Origin of the sequence: Klebsiella sp. 10982 (assembly GCF_048589245.1) — a bacterium.
GTDB lineage: Bacteria > Pseudomonadota > Gammaproteobacteria > Enterobacterales > Enterobacteriaceae > Klebsiella > Klebsiella quasivariicola.
The window spans coordinates 100,729-116,197 of sequence record NZ_JBMAXV010000003.1; the positions used below are offsets into that span (position 1 = coordinate 100,729).

The following is a 15,469-nucleotide window of genomic DNA, read 5'->3' on the forward strand; positions in this document are numbered from 1 at the left end:
TGTAAAGCACTTTCTGGTTAAGTCAGTTAATCTCCAGCAATTAAAATCGAAAGTAATTTCAGACTTTTTTCTGATAAATCACCTTGCCTGCCCTAAATAAGCAACATAACATTCCCCCATTAAACGTAATGAGGTTGTTGGAGTTTTAATTAACAATAATGGTTGATAAAATTAACATTAATATCAAAAAAACTCTTTTGGCCTTTATCGTCTGTTTAGTCGCCATTCCGCTGGCCCGTTTTATTTCACCGCAAACGGTTATTGATGGCAATCTTATTTATATTGCCTGGCTGCCAATCGGCGTAATGTTTTCTGTTATTTTTATCTTCGGCCGCTATGCGATCGCGCCATTAATTCTCGCGTTTGCCATCACCAATAGTTTTATCATCAAATTAACGCTACCACAGGCGTTTATCTTACTTTTTTGTCAGCTATTCGCGGTATTCGTTTCCTGCGCTATTTTACGTCTGATAGTGGGTAAGCGCTGGCGCTGTGGTCCTACGGCGAAGCATATGGGGGCGCGAATCTTCTGGGGCGGCTTCTTTGCACCGGTACTGTTGAAGATCACCATGTATCTCGCCGGGCAATATTTTGCGTTTCCATTATCGATTACCAGCTATTTTGGTAGTATGCCGTTGATTTATACCGTGATAGATATCCAAAGTTTAATCAGCGCGGCATTAATTTTTACCACGTTCCTTTATTATCCAATGCGGATGATTATCAGTCTACGCTATGCCCGGCGTTTTTGGCGGCAGGAATGTTTACCGTGGCTGGCACCGCAATATCGCTCCTTTACCCTATATTGGTTTATCGCGCTGGCGCTGATATTAACGCTATTATGTGCGCCGTATCAGTCTGAATTTATTGCCGGTTATTTAGTTCCGGTTATTTTTATTGTCTACTTTATCGGTATCAGTCGAATAGGTCATGCGCTGCTGCGTATTTCATGGTCTGTCTCGGCCTTTTTGCTGGTGGTATATAACAAAAACTTTCTCCAGGGAGTGCAAAGTGAGTATTCACTGTCCTTTGTGCTGTCGGTACTGATCTCCTTTACTATCTGTTTGTTTTATATGGCCGACATTTATGCCCGCAGCGACCGTAATAAGCGCCGCTGGCGCAGCCAGGCGGAAGAGGATCCGCTGACCGGCTTGCCTAACCTGCGCGCGCTGGAGAGTCATTTACAGAGTGGTTCTCAGCAAGCCGTCTGCAGCCTGCGTATTGATAATCTCGATTTCCTCAGTCGGCATTATGGCCTGATGATGGGGGTAGACTGTAAACGGCAAATCATTCGGGCGCTGCAGCCTCTGCTGGGGGCAGCGGATAAAGTCTTCCAGGTACCGGGTAGTGAATTAATCCTTGTGCTAGGCGGACCCGATCCCGCGGCGCGACTGAACCATATGGTCGCCATTCTCAACCACAAAAAATTCAGCTGGCACAATCAGCCTCTGGACCTGGAGTTTGGCGCGGCATGGAGCCGCTACGATGGCCAGGGTGAGGCGCTACATCCGATGCTCGGCCAGCTAAGCTGGCTGTCCGAACAGGCGGGGAGCGAACGTCGGGTGCTGGCGCTGGATGAGGAGCAGGAGCTGGTGGTGGATCAAACGACCGAGCAGGTACGCCTTCTGATGCGTGTTAAACAGGTCCTTAAAGCACGGGCGCTGGTGCTCTATGCACAGCCGATTCAGAATGCGGCAGGAGAGGGGTATTACGAGATCCTTACCCGTATGCGCAGTGGCGACAACGTCATCATGCCCGATCAGTTTATTCCGCTGATTGTGCAGTTTAACCTAAGCCAGCGCTTTGACATGCTGGTACTGGAGACTTTGTTTAGTTCGCTTCATCGGCATCCTGGGCAACAATTCTCGGTCAATCTGTTGCCTTCAACCCTGATGCAAAAAGACAGCGCCGCGCAGATTATCGCGCTGTTTAAACGCTATGGTGTTTCACCGGGTCTTATCACGATTGAAGTGACTGAAGAGCAGGCGTTCTCCAATTCCGATACCAGCCAGAAAAACCTTGAAGCGCTGCGCGCGTTTGGTTGCGCTATCGCCATTGATGATTTTGGCACCGGATATGCGAACTATGAACGGCTGAAGAACTTGCAGGCCGATATCATTAAAATTGACGGCTGCTTCGTGCGCGACATTCTGACCGATCCCCTGGACGCCATCATGGTGAAATCGATTGTTGAGATGGCGCGAGTGAAACAGATGAGCGTGGTGGCGGAATATGTCGAAAGCGAACCGCAAAAAAGGCGCCTGCTGGAGCTGGGCGTGAATTATCTGCAGGGTTACCTGGTCGGTAAGCCGCAGCCGTTGAATGAGTGAAAGATAAAAAAAAGCCGGGCATTGCCCGGCTCAGATGATTGACGTGTATTACAGAACCAGTGCCGCAATGGAAGCGGACAGCACGCTGACCAGCGTGGAGCCGTAAACCAGCTTCAGGCCGAAGCGAGATACCACGTTGCCCTGTTCTTCGTTCAAGCCTTTGATCGCCCCGGCGATGATACCGATAGACGAGAAGTTGGCGAAGGAAACCAGGAAGATGGAGATAATGCCTTCCGCGCGTGGAGAGAGCGTTGAGGCGATTTTCTGCAGATCCATCATGGCGACGAATTCATTGGAGACCAGCTTAGTGGCCATAATACTGCCCACCTGCAGTGCTTCGCTTGCCGGCACGCCCATCACCCAGGCGACCGGGTAGAAGATATAGCCGAGGATCCCCTGGAAGGAGATGCTGTAACCAAACCAGCCGGTCACGGTGGCGAACAGCGCGTTCAGCGCGGAGATCAGTGCGATAAAACCGATCAGCATCGCTGCCACGATGATCGCAACTTTAAAGCCCGCCAGAATATACTCGCCCAGCATTTCGAAGAAGCTTTGACCTTCGTGCAGATTCGACATCTGCAGATTTTCTTCACTTTGTTCCACGCGGTACGGGTTAATCAATGACAGCACGATAAAGGTGCTGAACATGTTTAGCACCAGCGCCGCGACGACATATTTCGGCTGCAGCATGGTCATGTACGCGCCTACGATGGACATCGACACGGTAGACATCGCCGTCGCCGCCATGGTGTACATGCGGTTGCGCGACATTTTGCCGAGAATATCTTTATACGCGATAAAGTTTTCCGACTGACCGAGGATCAGCGAGCTCACGGCGTTGAAGGACTCCAGCTTGCCCATACCGTTGACTTTTGACAGAACGGTACCGATAGCGCGGATGACAATCGGCAGGATACGAATATGCTGCAAAATACCAATCAACGCGGAAATGAAGACGATAGGGCACAGAACCTTAAGGAAGAAGAAGGCCAGACCTTTGTCGTTCATGCTGCCGAACACGAAGTTTGTCCCTTCGTTGGCAAAGCCGAGGAGTTTTTCAAACATCTCGGAGAAGCCTTTCACAAAACCCAGACCAATATCGGAGTTCAGGAAGAACCAGGCCAGCAGGACTTCAATGACAAGCAGTTGAACAACATAACGAATACGGATCTTTTTACGGTCATGACTGACCAACAGGGCCAGTATAGCCACCACAACGATCGCGAGGACAAAATGCAAGACGCGGTCCATAGTTGCTCCAAATATGAGGCAGGTTAAATTTCCGTGCACATTCTATGCAACGGCTTTAAAGAAAACGAGATCAATTGCACACTATTGCAAGGAACTGTGACCAATGGCAAAAATAGTGATCAAACATCCACTTTTGTTATGTTACGTAAAGGTTTTAAAAGTTGCATTCTTGTACTATTCTTAATAGCGGGCTCGATCTCGTTTTCTGACGCCCGTATTTCATTTCCGGCCAGCAATTGTTCCCTTCTATCACAGCAATCATTATCTCCATCCCAAATGAACTTGATAATCATTCGCATTTTGATAGCATGAAACATAGCAAAGGCTATATTTCCAGAGGCAGAAGATGACTAGCAGTCGCGTTGAGAATAGCAGTAGTCGCGCCGCACGCAAGGTGAAGCTCGCCTTAATGGGGCCAGCCTTCGTCGCTGCCATTGGCTATATCGATCCCGGTAATTTCGCCACAAACATTCAGGCCGGCGCCAGCTTTGGCTATCAGTTGCTATGGGTGGTGGTGTGGGCCAACCTGATGGCGATGCTGATCCAGGTGCTCTCTGCCAAACTGGGCATAGCCACCGGCAAAAACCTGGCCGAGCAGATCCGCGATCATTACCCGCGACCAGTGGTGTGGTTTTACTGGGTACAGGCAGAAATTATTGCCATGGCCACCGATCTGGCTGAATTTATCGGCGCCGCGATCGGCTTTAAACTGGTGCTGGGCGTGTCGCTCCTGCAGGGAGCGGTGCTGACCGGAGTGGCAACGTTCCTGATCCTGATGTTGCAGCGGCGTGGACAAAAACCGCTTGAAAAGGTGATCGGCGGGCTGCTGCTGTTTGTCGCTGTGGCCTATGTCGTGGAGTTAATCTTTTCTCAGCCTGCGCTGGCTCCCCTGACTAAAGGGCTGGTGATCCCGACGCTGCCCAACGGCGAAGCGGTATTCCTGGCCGCCGGGGTGCTGGGCGCGACCATCATGCCGCACGTTATCTACTTACACTCCTCGCTTACTCAGCATCTGCACGGCGGGACGCGGAAAGAGCGCTATAACGCGACCCGCTGGGATGTGGCGATCGCCATGACTATTGCCGGGTTCGTCAATCTGGCGATGATGGCAACGGCCGCCGCGGCGTTCCATTTTAATGGCCATACCGGCGTGGCCGATCTCGATCAGGCCTACAGGACGCTGGAGCCGCTGTTGAGCCACGCGGCGGCGACTATCTTTGGTCTCAGTCTGGTCGCCGCAGGCTTGTCGTCGACGGTGGTGGGCACGCTGGCAGGCCAGGTCGTGATGCAGGGATTCATCCGTTTTCATATTCCGCTGTGGTTTCGCCGGGCGGTCACCATGCTGCCGTCGTTTGTGGTGATCCTGCTGGGGCTGGATCCTACGCGCATTCTGGTAATGAGTCAGGTCCTGCTGAGCTTTGGTATTGCACTTGCCCTGGTGCCGCTGCTGATATTTACCAGCAATGCGAAACTGATGGGAGATTTAGTGAATTCCCGTTGGGTGAGTGGTATTGGCTGGGCCATTGTGGTTATCGTGGTGAGTCTCAACGGCTGGTTAATTGTGGGGTCGCTGCTCGGGGTGGCGTAATTCATTACCCGTGCTGGTTAAAGTAAAGGGGAGCCAATAGGCTCCCCTTTAAGTCTGTTGTTAGTGATGGCCATGTCCATGCCCGTGACCGCGCCCACCCGGGCCGCGTCCCCAGCCGCCGCGGTGGTCGTCGCGGTCGCTCCAGCCCGCACGATAGCCGCGCTCCCAGGCTTTATTTTTGCCCTTATCCCAGCCGCGGTGCCAGCCGTTGTCATGACGATGCCAACGGTTATCACGCCATTCATAGTGACGACGCCAGTAATCACGGTCGCGCCAGCCGCCACCGTCCCAGTAGTTACCGTAATTGTCACGATCGCCTATTTGTAATTTTACCGATGGCAGCAGGGTGATTTCACCAGCGTTAGCGACTAGTGGCGCTGCGGCCAGCAGTACTGCTGCCAGAATCAGTGACCTGAACATACTCTTCTCCTTCACGATCGGGGCCGTAAGCGGCCTGTTAACCTGATATTACGGGCCGGTAAAGACCCGTCGCATCGGACGAACTCCGAAAGCACAGAAAAGAGCACTTTTTGCTAAAGTAACATTTGCTTTACAGTTCAAGGATGGCATCAATGGCCGCGCATTCCTCGGCGCTGAAATGACGATTCTGTAGCATGCCGACCGCATCATCCAGCTGTGCGGTTTTACTGGCGCCGATCAACACAGAGGTGACTTTCTCCTCGCGCAGCACCCAGGCCAGAGCCATCTGCGACAGCTTCTGCCCGCGCGCTTCCGCCAGGGCATTCAGCTGACGGATTTTATCTACTTTGGCGGCGGTGAGTTGCTCCGGCTGCAGAAAGCGGCTGCTGCTGGCGGCGCGCGAGTCGGCCGGGATACCGTTCAGATAGCGATCGGTAAGCTGTCCGCCGGCCAGCGGTGAAAACGCTATGCTTCCCACCCCTTCCGTCTGCAGAAAATCTAATAGACCCTCTTCCACTCCACGTTCAAACATCGAGTAGCGAGGCTGGTGAATGATGCAGGGCGTACCGAGGTCGTTAAGGATCTTCACCGCCTCCCGCGCCTGGGGCAGAGGATAGTTGGAAATGCCGACGTACAGCGCTTTACCCTGACGGACCAGATGATCGAGCGCACGCATCGTTTCCATTAGCGGCGTCTGTGGATCAGGCCGGTGATGGTAAAAAATATCGACGTATTCCAGCCCCATGCGTTTAAGGCTCTGGTTAAGACTGGCCACCAGATATTTACGTGATCCCCAGTCGCCGTAAGGGCCGTCCCACATGGTGTAACCTGCTTTGGTGGAGATGATCAACTCATCGCGATAGGGCAGGAGCGACTCTTTCAGGATGCGGCCAAAATTGCTCTCCGCCGAACCCGGCGGCGGCCCATAGTTATTGGCCAAATCGAAATGGGTAATACCGAGATCAAAGGCGTGCAGGAGCATCTGACGGCTGATCTCCACGCGCGTTTCATCACCAAAGTTGTGCCACAGACCAAGGGAAATTGCCGGCAGCTGCAGGCCGCTGCGTCCGCAACGGCGATACTCCATCGTTTGATATCGCGTGGTACTTGCCTGGTAAACCATTCTTCCTCCGCAGATAAAACAGGGTGTGTATACGTTTACACTAATCAATGTTTTGCGTGGAGTACACTGCTTTTTCGGCGTAATTATTGCTTTACACTGCCATTATCGTCCCCCTTCTGGACAGGCGGATCGCTTATTCAATACTCAAATTACACCTGCGCCACAATGAGGATAATGGATATGCAACCGACCTACACTATTGGGGATTATCTGCTGGATCGCCTCGTCGACTGCGGTATTGACCGCTTGTTCGGCGTGCCGGGAGATTACAACTTACAGTTTCTCGACCGCGTCATTGCGCATAATGCGTTGGGGTGGGTCGGCTGCGCCAACGAGCTGAATGCGGCGTATGCTGCTGACGGTTATGCGCGCATCAAAGGCGCCGGTGCGCTGCTGACCACCTACGGCGTCGGCGAACTGAGCGCGCTGAACGGCATTGCGGGGAGCTATGCCGAGCATATTCCGGTGCTGCATATCGTCGGGGCGCCCTCTACCGGTGCCCAGCAGCGTGGCGAACTGCTGCACCATACTCTTGGCGACGGCGATTTTCGCCATTTCGCCCGCATGAGCGAGCAGATCACCTGTAGCCAGGCGCTGCTGACCGCCGGTAACGCCTGCCATGAAATCGACCGCGTTCTGCGCGACATGCTGACGCATCATCGGCCCGGCTATCTGATGCTGCCGGCCGATGTCGCCAGAGCAGCAGCGATTGCGCCGGCCCAGCGCTTGCAGGTGGACGCGACCCCGGCGGATGAAAACCAACTGGCCGGATTCAGCGAACATGCCAGTCGCCTGCTGCGGGGCAGTCGACGCATTTCCCTGCTGGCAGACTTCCTGGCGCAACGCTATGGTCTGCAGAACACGCTCCAGGCGTGGGTGGCGAAAACCCCCATTGCCCACGCGACGATGTTAATGGGCAAGGGGTTGTTCGATGAGCAGCAGCGCGGTTTTGTCGGGACCTACAGCGGGATTGCCAGCGCGCCGCAGACCCGGGAGGCGATCGAAAATGCCGACACCATCATCTGTATCGGTACGCGCTTCACCGACACCATCACCGCGGGATTTACCCAGCATCTGGCGCGGGAGAAGACCATAGAGATCCAGCCCTTCGCCGTCAGGGTGGGTGATCACTGGTTCAGCGGCGTGCCGATGGATCAGGCTCTGGCTGCGCTGATGACACTCTCCGCTCCGCTGGCGGCGGAGTGGGCGGCGCCTCAGGTCGTGCCACCGGAAGTGGAAGAGGAGGCCGAAGGCGAGTTAACCCAGAAGAATTTTTGGTCGACAGTGCAGGATGCGCTGCGCCCCGGCGATATTATCCTCGCCGATCAGGGGACGGCGGCATTTGGCATCGCGGCGCTAAAGCTGCCGTCAGAGGCATCCCTGATCGTCCAGCCGCTATGGGGTTCGATTGGTTTTACCCTTCCGGCCGCGTATGGCGCGCAAACCGCGGCAGCAGAGCGGCGGGTGGTGCTGATCGTCGGCGATGGTGCCGCCCAGCTGACGATCCAGGAGATGGGCTCTATGCTTCGCGATAAACAAAAGCCGCTTATTTTGCTGCTCAATAATGAAGGGTATACCGTAGAGCGAGCTATTCATGGCCCTGAGCAGCGCTACAATGACATTGCCCTGTGGGACTGGCAGCGGCTGCCGGAAGCTTTTGCCCCGGACGTTGCCTCGCGCTGTTGGCGGGTCACGCACACGGCTGAGTTACGGGAAGCGATGGCGGAAAGCATCACCTCCGATACCCTTACCCTGGTCGAGGTGATGCTGCCGAAAATGGATATCCCCGATTTCCTGCGCGCGGTGACCCAGGCGCTGGAGGAGCGAAACAGCCGCGTTTAGTCGGTATGTCGTTTAGCAATCATCAATGGCCTCCCGGCCAGTAACAGCCAGGCCGGGAGCATCACAATGCACAGCAGCGGCAGCAGAGTCGTATCCGGGACCACCACGGCGGCCATAAACAGGCTCAGCCAGCCGTCGCGGGTGACGACCAGCACCATGCCGAGGATCGCACAGGAGACGGTGATCGCCGCCGGTACGGCGTCAACGTGGGCATGCAGCATCAGCCCCAGCGCTACCCCGACGAAGACCGCCGGGAAAATCCGTCCGCCGCGAAAGCCACAGGCCGAGGCGAGAACCAGTGCCGCAAGCTTCACCAGCGCGATAAGCAGAAAATCGGCAGCGGTCAGCGTCTGGCTGAAGGCCAGCTGCTGCATCTCATCCAGTCCCTTAAACAGAGTGACATGCCCGCCAATGGTTCCGAGGATCCCCAGCAGCAATCCGCCAATGCCCAGAGTCAGGATTGGGTTTTTCAGCCGATGCATCAGGGTATGCAAACGCGGCAGGCACCACACGGCAACCATACCGACGGCGATCGCAATCAGGGCAACGATGATGCCGCTGATGATATCGACGAAGCGCATCTGGACATAGTGCGGAATGGGTAGCGAGAACTGAGGATGGAAAAACAATCGGGTGGTCAGCGCGCCAGCGGCGGCAGCGAGCAGCGGGGCAAACAGACGATCCCACAGCGGGGTATCATTATTGCTGTTGAGGGTTTGCGAAAAAATCAGCGCGGCAGCCACCGGGGTGCCGAAGAGGGCGCCGATAGTGCCTGAGGCCGCGAGAATGGTCCAGTCCAGTGAACTGACGCGTGGGAACAGCCGCGAGCCGATAGCGACGGCCAGCGCAATATTCACCACCATAATCGGATGCTCCGGGCCGAGGCTGACGCCGCCGGCGAGGCCAAGGATCAGCGCTGCCAGTAGTCCGGGCAGCGCGCCGGAGGCTATAGGAGCGCCAATGAGCGATTCCGTTGCCGGATCCGGCCCGGCGTGACCGGGGCTGTAGCGAACCACCAGGCCCACGGCCAGACCTGTCGCGGTGAGCATAGCGATGATCCACAATGGGCTGTCGGCGCTCACCCCAAACTGTCCTGGCAGATTACTCCACAGCACCTGCTGCAGTAGCGCGGCAACTTTCATCGCGACAATCAGGACCAGACTGGAGGCGATACCAATCAGGATGGCTGGCACCGACAGGATCAGCATTGTTCTGGCGCGAGGATGGAGCATGAAAAGGTCCTTGTCAAAGTTCTGGAGCACTACTTTGCCTTCGTCGGCCGGGACCGTCGATGCAAATGGTGCTGAAACGATAAAGTTAAGGTGGCGTCTGATATCCGGTGCGTCCTTTACAGGCTACTTTGCATAGATTACAAACTAAATGTGACCTGTGTCGCTAAACAAGGGGCGTCTGCGCGTTGGACGTTGTTGTTAAGCCGCCATGAATTTACAGTGTGCCAAAAGATTTATTTTGACTTTAGCGGAGCCGTAACGGAATGACAAAATTTGCTTTAGTAGGAGATGTCGGGGGGACAAATGCCCGCCTGGCGCTATGTGATCTGGCGAGCGGAGAGATCTCTCGTGCAAAGACCTATTCCGGGCTCGATTTTCCTAGTCTGGAGGCGGTGGTGCGCGTCTATCTGGAGGAGCACCAGGTGACGGTCAAGGAAGGTTGTATCGCCATCGCCTGCCCGATCACCGGCGACTGGGTGGCCATGACCAACCATACCTGGGCTTTCTCTATCGCCGAGATGAAGCGCAACCTTGGCTTTGCGCACCTGGAGATTATTAACGATTTTACCGCCGTTTCAATGGCCATTCCGATGCTCAAAGCTGAACACCTCATTCAGTTTGGCGGCAGCGCGCCGGTAGCCGGCAAACCGATCGCCGTGTATGGTGCCGGAACCGGGCTGGGCGTGGCACATCTGGTCCACGTTGATAAGCGTTGGGTCAGCCTGCCGGGCGAAGGCGGCCATGTCGATTTTGCGCCGAATAGCGAAGAAGAGGGGATTATTCTGGAAGAGCTGCGCGCTGAGCTGGGACATGTCTCCGCAGAACGCGTGCTTTCCGGTCCGGGACTGGTCAATTTGTACCGTGCGATTGTCAAATCGGATGGCCGACTGCCAGAGAACCTGCAGCCGCGCGAGGTGACTGAGCGGGCGCTGGCTGACAGCTGCACCGACTGCCGCCGGGCGTTGTCGCTGTTCTGCGTCATTATGGGGCGCTTTGGCGGTAACCTGGCGCTGACTCTGGGGACGTTTGGCGGGGTGTATATCGCCGGAGGCATCGTGCCACGCTTCCTGGAGTTTTTTAAAGCCTCCGGCTTCCGCGGCGGCTTTGAAGATAAAGGCCGTTTCAAAGCCTATGTCCAGGATATTCCGGTTTACCTGATCGTACATGATAATCCAGGTCTGCTGGGCTCTGGCGCCCATCTGCGCCAGACGCTGGGCCAGGTGCTTTAAGCGTATTTCCTCCCGGGCTACCGCCGTAGCCCGGACGGCGGAGCTCTCCGCCGTCTTACAGATTCATCAGCTGGCGAAACTCTTTCACCTTACTGCGGCTTACCGGGACCTGAAACTCAAGGTCGCGCAGGCGTAGCACATAGGTATTGTTGAACCACGGTTCAATTTCACGAATTTTGCTGAGGTTCACGCAGTACGAGCGGTGGCAGCGGAAGAAGTGCGCGGCGGGTAGCTTATTACAGAATTCGGTGATGTTCATCGGCATGACGAATGATTCCCGCCGGGTGTAGACGAAGGTCATCTTCTCATGCGCCTCGGCGTAGTAGATATCATGGATGCTGGTGACGATGATCCGCTCATCTTTAATCAGGTTGATAGTATCGTTTTCACGCGGCGCCGCGCTGCCTCCCCCGGAAGCGGCGTTATTCTGCTGTTGCCAGGCGGCGGTCAGTTTTTGCAGCATATTGATGATGCGCGACTCCTGGTAGGGTTTGAGAATATAGTCAAACGCCTCCAGCTCAAAGGCTTCCACGGCATGTTCTTTCCATGCGGTGATAAAGACAATAAAAGGCTTATGAGCAAACTGACTGATGTTCTGCGCCAGCAGGACGCCGTCCAGCGACGGAATATTGATATCGAGAAAAATGGCGTCGACCTTGTTGTGCTGGAGGAATTTCAGCACGTCCAGGCCGTCGTCGAAACTGCCGACGATCTCCATCTGGCTGTGGGTGTTAATAAGCCAGGAGAGTTCCTGCTGGGCCAGAAACTCATCCTCCACAATGATAACTTTCATCTTTTCTCCGCTCATGACAACAGAGACTCCGTCAGCGCCTGCGGCGTTTGGTGATTGGGGACATAAAAGGCAATTTCTGTTCCCGGCGTGAGCGTGCGAATATGTAGCCCCTCGCCGTAGAGAAGCTTCACCCGATGATGAACGTTGAGCAGACCAATTTTATTCCCCGGCATTTCATCGGCTTCCACGCGGGCAACCACGGCGGGATCGATGCCATTACCGGTATCGCGAACGCTGATACGTACCCGATTGCCGCACTCATTGACGCCGATCGTCACCACGCCTTTGCCTTTACAGGGCTGTATGCCGTGAACGATGGCGTTTTCCACCAGCGGCTGGATAAGCAGGCTCGGGATCACGCAGCTAACGTCGTCGTCAATATCATAGATGACCGTCAGCTTGTCACCGAATCGCGCCTGTTCAATGGCGATGTAATCTTTGATCTGATACAGCTCTCTTTTGATATCAATCTGCTCATCGTCTTTTAATTCAATGTTATAGCGCAGGTAGCGCGACAAATTAAAAATAAGCTGGCGCGCGGTGTCTGGATTAAGGCGAATCGAGGAGGAGATCGCGTTGAGAGCATTAAATAAAAAATGCGGGTTAATCTTGCTTTGCAGCGCGCGCAATTCCGCTTTGTTGGCCATCTCCCGCAGCTGTTCGGCGCGGGAGACTTCCAGCTGGGTGGAGATAATTTGCGACAGGCCTATCGCCATCTCCTGCAGCGTCGAAGTGATGCGATGGGCGTGGCAGTAGTAGATTTTTAGCGTGCCGGTCACCACCCCTTTTTCCCACAGCGGGATCACCATCAAGGAGTGGATCTCCGGCGTGCGGTGAGCTTCGTCATTGTTTTTTATGATGATTTTTCCATAACGAATCGCCTGGCGGGTGGTAGGACTGATCATATCGTCGTGGCGTTGATAGTTGGCTTCACCGACGCCCACGTAGGCCAGCACGTGTTCGGTATTAGTGATCGCCACCGCGTCGGCGGTAATATCGCGGCGGATAATCTCGCAAACCTGGCGCAGCGAGTCACTGTTGACATGCCGAAACAGTGGCAAGGTTTTGTTGGCAATGTCGAGCGCCAGTTTCGCCTGCCGCGCTGCGCTGGCCTCCTTTTCCCCTTCCACGCTCTGCACCAGCAACACGATAAAACCGATACAGACGCTGCCGAGGATCATCGGGATACCGATTTTCGAAACAATATCCACGCCGAGGCTCAGGGAAGGTGCCCACACCACCACCAGGATCATGGTCAGGGACTCACATACCATCCCGGCCAGAATGCCGATTTTCCAGCGTTGATCGCGGGCCACTTTGCGGTTAATCAACCCCGACATCAGACCGGCGACAATACTGGTGATAAAGCAGGGTACGGCGGTCACGCCGTCGATATCGATCAGATAGCGGTGTACGCCGGCAATCACCCCGACAATCGCTCCCACCCAGGGGCCAAACAGGATGCCGCCGGACATCACGGCAATAATGCGCACGTTGACCAGTGAACCCTCCACCGGGACGCCGGACCAGGTGCTGAACAGTGCGAACAGCGAGAAAATGGCGGTCACCGCCAGCAGCTCTTTCGGTGTATGGGCTGATTTGTGCAACAGTTCGCGGAACAGGCGCAGGCGAATGAGGAAAAACAGGCAAATAAGCATCAGGGCCGCACGATCATAGACCGCCAGCATCATAGTAAAGATTTCGTGCATGGGTGCGCCGCGTCAGTGGCCAGAAAAGGACATGATAAAAAACCTGACGGCAGAAGGCCAGCCGCAGAAAGATAATGCGGAAAAGGCGTACTTTTTAAAGGGGATTAATGGATGGGCACCGTGATAGCGGCAGTCACGTCTTTTAACGAAAAATATCTGTGAAAATAAAGATATCAACGTGTTATCACACTTATGCAACTCTGCATTATTCCGGCGATGCATTGCCGCATTTACTGCGGCCGAGACCCGTTTTTTCCGCCAGAGATTATTTTTTGTCAGGGCCCTCGACAACATGAATTTTTTCAGGTTATTTTCTAAACGAGCCGCAACAGCGGCAGCGTCGCTCGGACGGTCCGGGCGCTAACGTTAACCAGAGGAACCTATGGCTGAATCCAGTCCTGAACGTCGTTTTACGCGTATCGATCGTCTCCCTCCGTACGTTTTTAACATCACTGCTGAACTCAAAATGGCTGCGCGTCGGCGCGGCGAAGATATTATCGATTTCAGCATGGGCAATCCCGATGGCGCGACGCCGCCGCATATAGTGGAAAAACTCTGCACCGTCGCCCAGCGGCCAGACACCCATGGTTACTCTACCTCGCGGGGGATCCCACGCCTGCGTCGCGCCATTTCGCGCTGGTATGAAGAACGCTATAACGTCGATATCGATCCGGAATCGGAAGCGATTGTCACCATTGGTTCGAAAGAGGGGCTGGCGCACCTGATGCTGGCGACCCTGGATCATGGCGATACCGTCCTGGTGCCAAACCCCAGCTATCCTATCCATATCTATGGTGCGGTGATCGCCGGGGCGCAGGTGCGCTCGGTGCCGCTGGTGGAAGGGGTGGATTTCTTTAACGAGCTGGAACGCGCCATCCGCGAAAGTTATCCGAAGCCGAAGATGATGATCCTTGGCTTTCCCTCGAATCCGACCGCGCAGTGCGTGGAGCTGGATTTCTTTGAAAAGGTCGTTGCCCTGGCTAAGCAGTATGACATCCTGGTCGTCCACGATCTGGCCTATGCCGATATTGTGTATGACGGCTGGAAAGCGCCCTCCATCATGCAGGTGCCCGGCGCGCGGGATGTCGCCGTCGAGTTCTTTACCCTGTCGAAAAGCTATAACATGGCCGGCTGGCGGATTGGCTTTATGGTGGGTAATAAGACCCTGGTGAATGCCCTTGCTCGTATCAAAAGCTATCATGACTACGGCACGTTCACCCCGCTGCAGGTGGCGGCGATCGCGGCACTGGAGGGCGATCAGCAGTGCGTGCGTGATATTGCCGAACAGTATAAGCGCCGTCGTGATGTGCTGGTCAAAGGGCTCCATGAGGCCGGCTGGATGGTGGAGTGTCCGAAAGCGTCCATGTACGTCTGGGCGAAAATACCGGAACCTTATGCCGCGATGGGCTCGCTGGAGTTTGCGAAGAAGCTGCTGAATGAAGCGAAGGTCTGCGTCTCGCCGGGAATTGGCTTCGGCGATTATGGCGACACGCATGTCCGTTTCGCGTTAATCGAGAATCGGGATCGTACGCGTCAGGCGATCCGCGGCATCAAGGCGATGTTCCGCGCAGATGGTCTGCTGCCAGCCGCGAGCTAGCGGTTTGACGAACACGACATAACAAAAACGGGAGCCATCAGGCTCCCGTTTTTTTTGACACGGCTGCAGTCTAGATCATCAGGGCGAAAGTACCGGCCCAAACGATGACCATAAAAGAGAGACCCATAAAGAAGTATTTCACGACTCATCACTCCACGCGCTTATGCGACGTTCAAATGAATTAATTGTTCTGTTTTTCCGGAGCTGTCGCGGATGAAAAATCATGCTGCGGCAGCTCGCAATTCTGTGTGCTTTGTGCTCCAGATGGCGCTAATGTACGCCTAAAAAATGAGGGAGACAAGAGGCATTTTTTTATTAATTTTTAGTTACTTACGAGTGTCGTGATTCGGCGACA

13 protein-coding genes are annotated in these 15,469 nt (G+C 54.8%); 6 read left to right on the forward strand and 7 right to left on the reverse strand.

Annotation, left to right across the window (positions count from 1 at the left end):
* Window positions 1–158 precede the first annotated feature (158 nt).
* Window positions 159–2,330, forward strand: coding sequence for an EAL domain-containing protein (locus ACKLKD_RS03620; RefSeq protein ID WP_087806153.1), 2,172 nt, complete (start codon window positions 159–161; stop codon window positions 2,328–2,330).
* 48 nt (window positions 2,331–2,378) lie between these two features.
* On the opposite strand, the gene nupC is transcribed toward ACKLKD_RS03620, so the two are convergent.
* Window positions 2,379–3,581, reverse strand: coding sequence for a nucleoside permease NupC (gene nupC / locus ACKLKD_RS03625; protein ID WP_025711426.1), 1,203 nt, complete (start codon window positions 3,579–3,581; stop codon window positions 2,379–2,381).
* A gap of 346 nt (window positions 3,582–3,927) precedes the next feature.
* Here nupC and ACKLKD_RS03630 point away from each other — a divergent pair, with 346 nt between their 5' ends.
* Window positions 3,928–5,169: an Nramp family divalent metal transporter gene (locus ACKLKD_RS03630; RefSeq protein WP_080896882.1), complete on the forward strand. Its 1,242-nt coding sequence runs from the start codon at window positions 3,928–3,930 to the stop codon at window positions 5,167–5,169.
* 60 nt (window positions 5,170–5,229) lie between these two features.
* Here the strand turns inward: ACKLKD_RS03630 and ACKLKD_RS03635 are convergent, their stop codons facing one another.
* Both ACKLKD_RS03635 and mgrA read right to left on the reverse strand, forming a co-directional pair.
* Window positions 5,230–5,589, reverse strand: a complete 360-nt coding sequence (locus ACKLKD_RS03635; RefSeq protein WP_023340588.1) for a DUF2502 domain-containing protein — start codon at window positions 5,587–5,589, stop codon at window positions 5,230–5,232.
* Between the two features lie 130 nt (window positions 5,590–5,719).
* Window positions 5,720–6,712, reverse strand: a complete 993-nt coding sequence (gene mgrA / locus ACKLKD_RS03640; RefSeq protein ID WP_025711423.1) for an L-glyceraldehyde 3-phosphate reductase — start codon at window positions 6,710–6,712, stop codon at window positions 5,720–5,722.
* 180 nt (window positions 6,713–6,892) lie between these two features.
* Here mgrA and ACKLKD_RS03645 point away from each other — a divergent pair, with 180 nt between their 5' ends.
* Entirely contained in the window at window positions 6,893–8,554 is a 1,662-nt protein-coding gene (locus tag ACKLKD_RS03645; RefSeq protein WP_025711422.1) for an alpha-keto acid decarboxylase family protein, read from the forward strand.
* On the opposite strand, the gene ACKLKD_RS03650 is transcribed toward ACKLKD_RS03645, so the two are convergent.
* Window positions 8,551–9,786, reverse strand: coding sequence for an ion channel protein (locus tag ACKLKD_RS03650; protein WP_025711421.1), 1,236 nt, complete (start codon window positions 9,784–9,786; stop codon window positions 8,551–8,553). The two genes, ACKLKD_RS03645 and ACKLKD_RS03650, sit on opposite strands and share 4 nt — an antisense overlap.
* A gap of 263 nt (window positions 9,787–10,049) precedes the next feature.
* Between ACKLKD_RS03650 and glk the strand changes: the two genes are divergently transcribed.
* Window positions 10,050–11,015 (forward strand): glucokinase, encoded by a 966-nt coding sequence (glk, locus tag ACKLKD_RS03655; RefSeq protein ID WP_025711420.1) that lies wholly within the window; start codon window positions 10,050–10,052, stop codon window positions 11,013–11,015.
* Window positions 11,016–11,070: 55 nt separating this feature from the next.
* On the opposite strand, the gene ACKLKD_RS03660 is transcribed toward glk, so the two are convergent.
* The gene (locus ACKLKD_RS03660) at window positions 11,071–11,808 is read right to left on the reverse strand and encodes a LytR/AlgR family response regulator transcription factor (RefSeq protein WP_025711419.1); all 738 of its coding nucleotides are present in this window, start codon (window positions 11,806–11,808) and stop codon (window positions 11,071–11,073) included.
* Between the two features lie 11 nt (window positions 11,809–11,819).
* Complete coding sequence (locus tag ACKLKD_RS03665; protein ID WP_087806155.1) at window positions 11,820–13,517, reverse strand: sensor histidine kinase; 1,698 nt, start codon at window positions 13,515–13,517, stop codon at window positions 11,820–11,822.
* On the opposite strand from ACKLKD_RS03665, the gene ACKLKD_RS03670 reads away from it, so the two are divergent.
* Both ACKLKD_RS03670 and alaC read left to right on the forward strand, forming a co-directional pair.
* Window positions 13,516–13,641 (forward strand): hypothetical protein, encoded by a 126-nt coding sequence (locus tag ACKLKD_RS03670; protein ID WP_042929107.1) that lies wholly within the window; start codon window positions 13,516–13,518, stop codon window positions 13,639–13,641. The two genes, ACKLKD_RS03665 and ACKLKD_RS03670, sit on opposite strands and share 2 nt — an antisense overlap.
* Before the next feature lie 258 nt (window positions 13,642–13,899).
* Window positions 13,900–15,114: an alanine transaminase gene (alaC, locus tag ACKLKD_RS03675; protein ID WP_025711417.1), complete on the forward strand. Its 1,215-nt coding sequence runs from the start codon at window positions 13,900–13,902 to the stop codon at window positions 15,112–15,114.
* A 70-nt stretch (window positions 15,115–15,184) separates the two neighbouring features.
* Here alaC and ypdK read toward each other — a convergent pair whose 3' ends face one another.
* Window positions 15,185–15,256, reverse strand: a complete 72-nt coding sequence (gene ypdK / locus ACKLKD_RS03680) for a membrane protein YpdK (protein WP_099119320.1) — start codon at window positions 15,254–15,256, stop codon at window positions 15,185–15,187.
* Window positions 15,257–15,469 lie beyond the last annotated feature (213 nt).

What these genes read in the sequence shown, in the direction of transcription:
- ACKLKD_RS03650 (WP_025711421.1), bottom strand. Translation starts at nt 9,786, where the DNA reads ATGCTCCATCCTCGCGCCAGAACAATGCTGATCCTGTCGGTGCCAGCC.
- ACKLKD_RS03665 (WP_087806155.1), bottom strand. Translation starts at nt 13,517, where the DNA reads ATGCACGAAATCTTTACTATGATGCTGGCGGTCTATGATCGTGCGGCC.
- alaC (WP_025711417.1), top strand. Translation starts at nt 13,900, where the DNA reads ATGGCTGAATCCAGTCCTGAACGTCGTTTTACGCGTATCGATCGTCTC.
- mgrA (WP_025711423.1), bottom strand. Translation starts at nt 6,712, where the DNA reads ATGGTTTACCAGGCAAGTACCACGCGATATCAAACGATGGAGTATCGC.
- ACKLKD_RS03670 (WP_042929107.1), top strand. Translation starts at nt 13,516, where the DNA reads ATGGGTGCGCCGCGTCAGTGGCCAGAAAAGGACATGATAAAAAACCTG.
- nupC (WP_025711426.1), bottom strand. Translation starts at nt 3,581, where the DNA reads ATGGACCGCGTCTTGCATTTTGTCCTCGCGATCGTTGTGGTGGCTATA.
- ACKLKD_RS03645 (WP_025711422.1), top strand. Translation starts at nt 6,893, where the DNA reads ATGCAACCGACCTACACTATTGGGGATTATCTGCTGGATCGCCTCGTC.
- glk (WP_025711420.1), top strand. Translation starts at nt 10,050, where the DNA reads ATGACAAAATTTGCTTTAGTAGGAGATGTCGGGGGGACAAATGCCCGC.
- ACKLKD_RS03660 (WP_025711419.1), bottom strand. Translation starts at nt 11,808, where the DNA reads ATGAAAGTTATCATTGTGGAGGATGAGTTTCTGGCCCAGCAGGAACTC.
- ACKLKD_RS03620 (WP_087806153.1), top strand. Translation starts at nt 159, where the DNA reads ATGGTTGATAAAATTAACATTAATATCAAAAAAACTCTTTTGGCCTTT.
- ACKLKD_RS03630 (WP_080896882.1), top strand. Translation starts at nt 3,928, where the DNA reads ATGACTAGCAGTCGCGTTGAGAATAGCAGTAGTCGCGCCGCACGCAAG.
- ACKLKD_RS03635 (WP_023340588.1), bottom strand. Translation starts at nt 5,589, where the DNA reads ATGTTCAGGTCACTGATTCTGGCAGCAGTACTGCTGGCCGCAGCGCCA.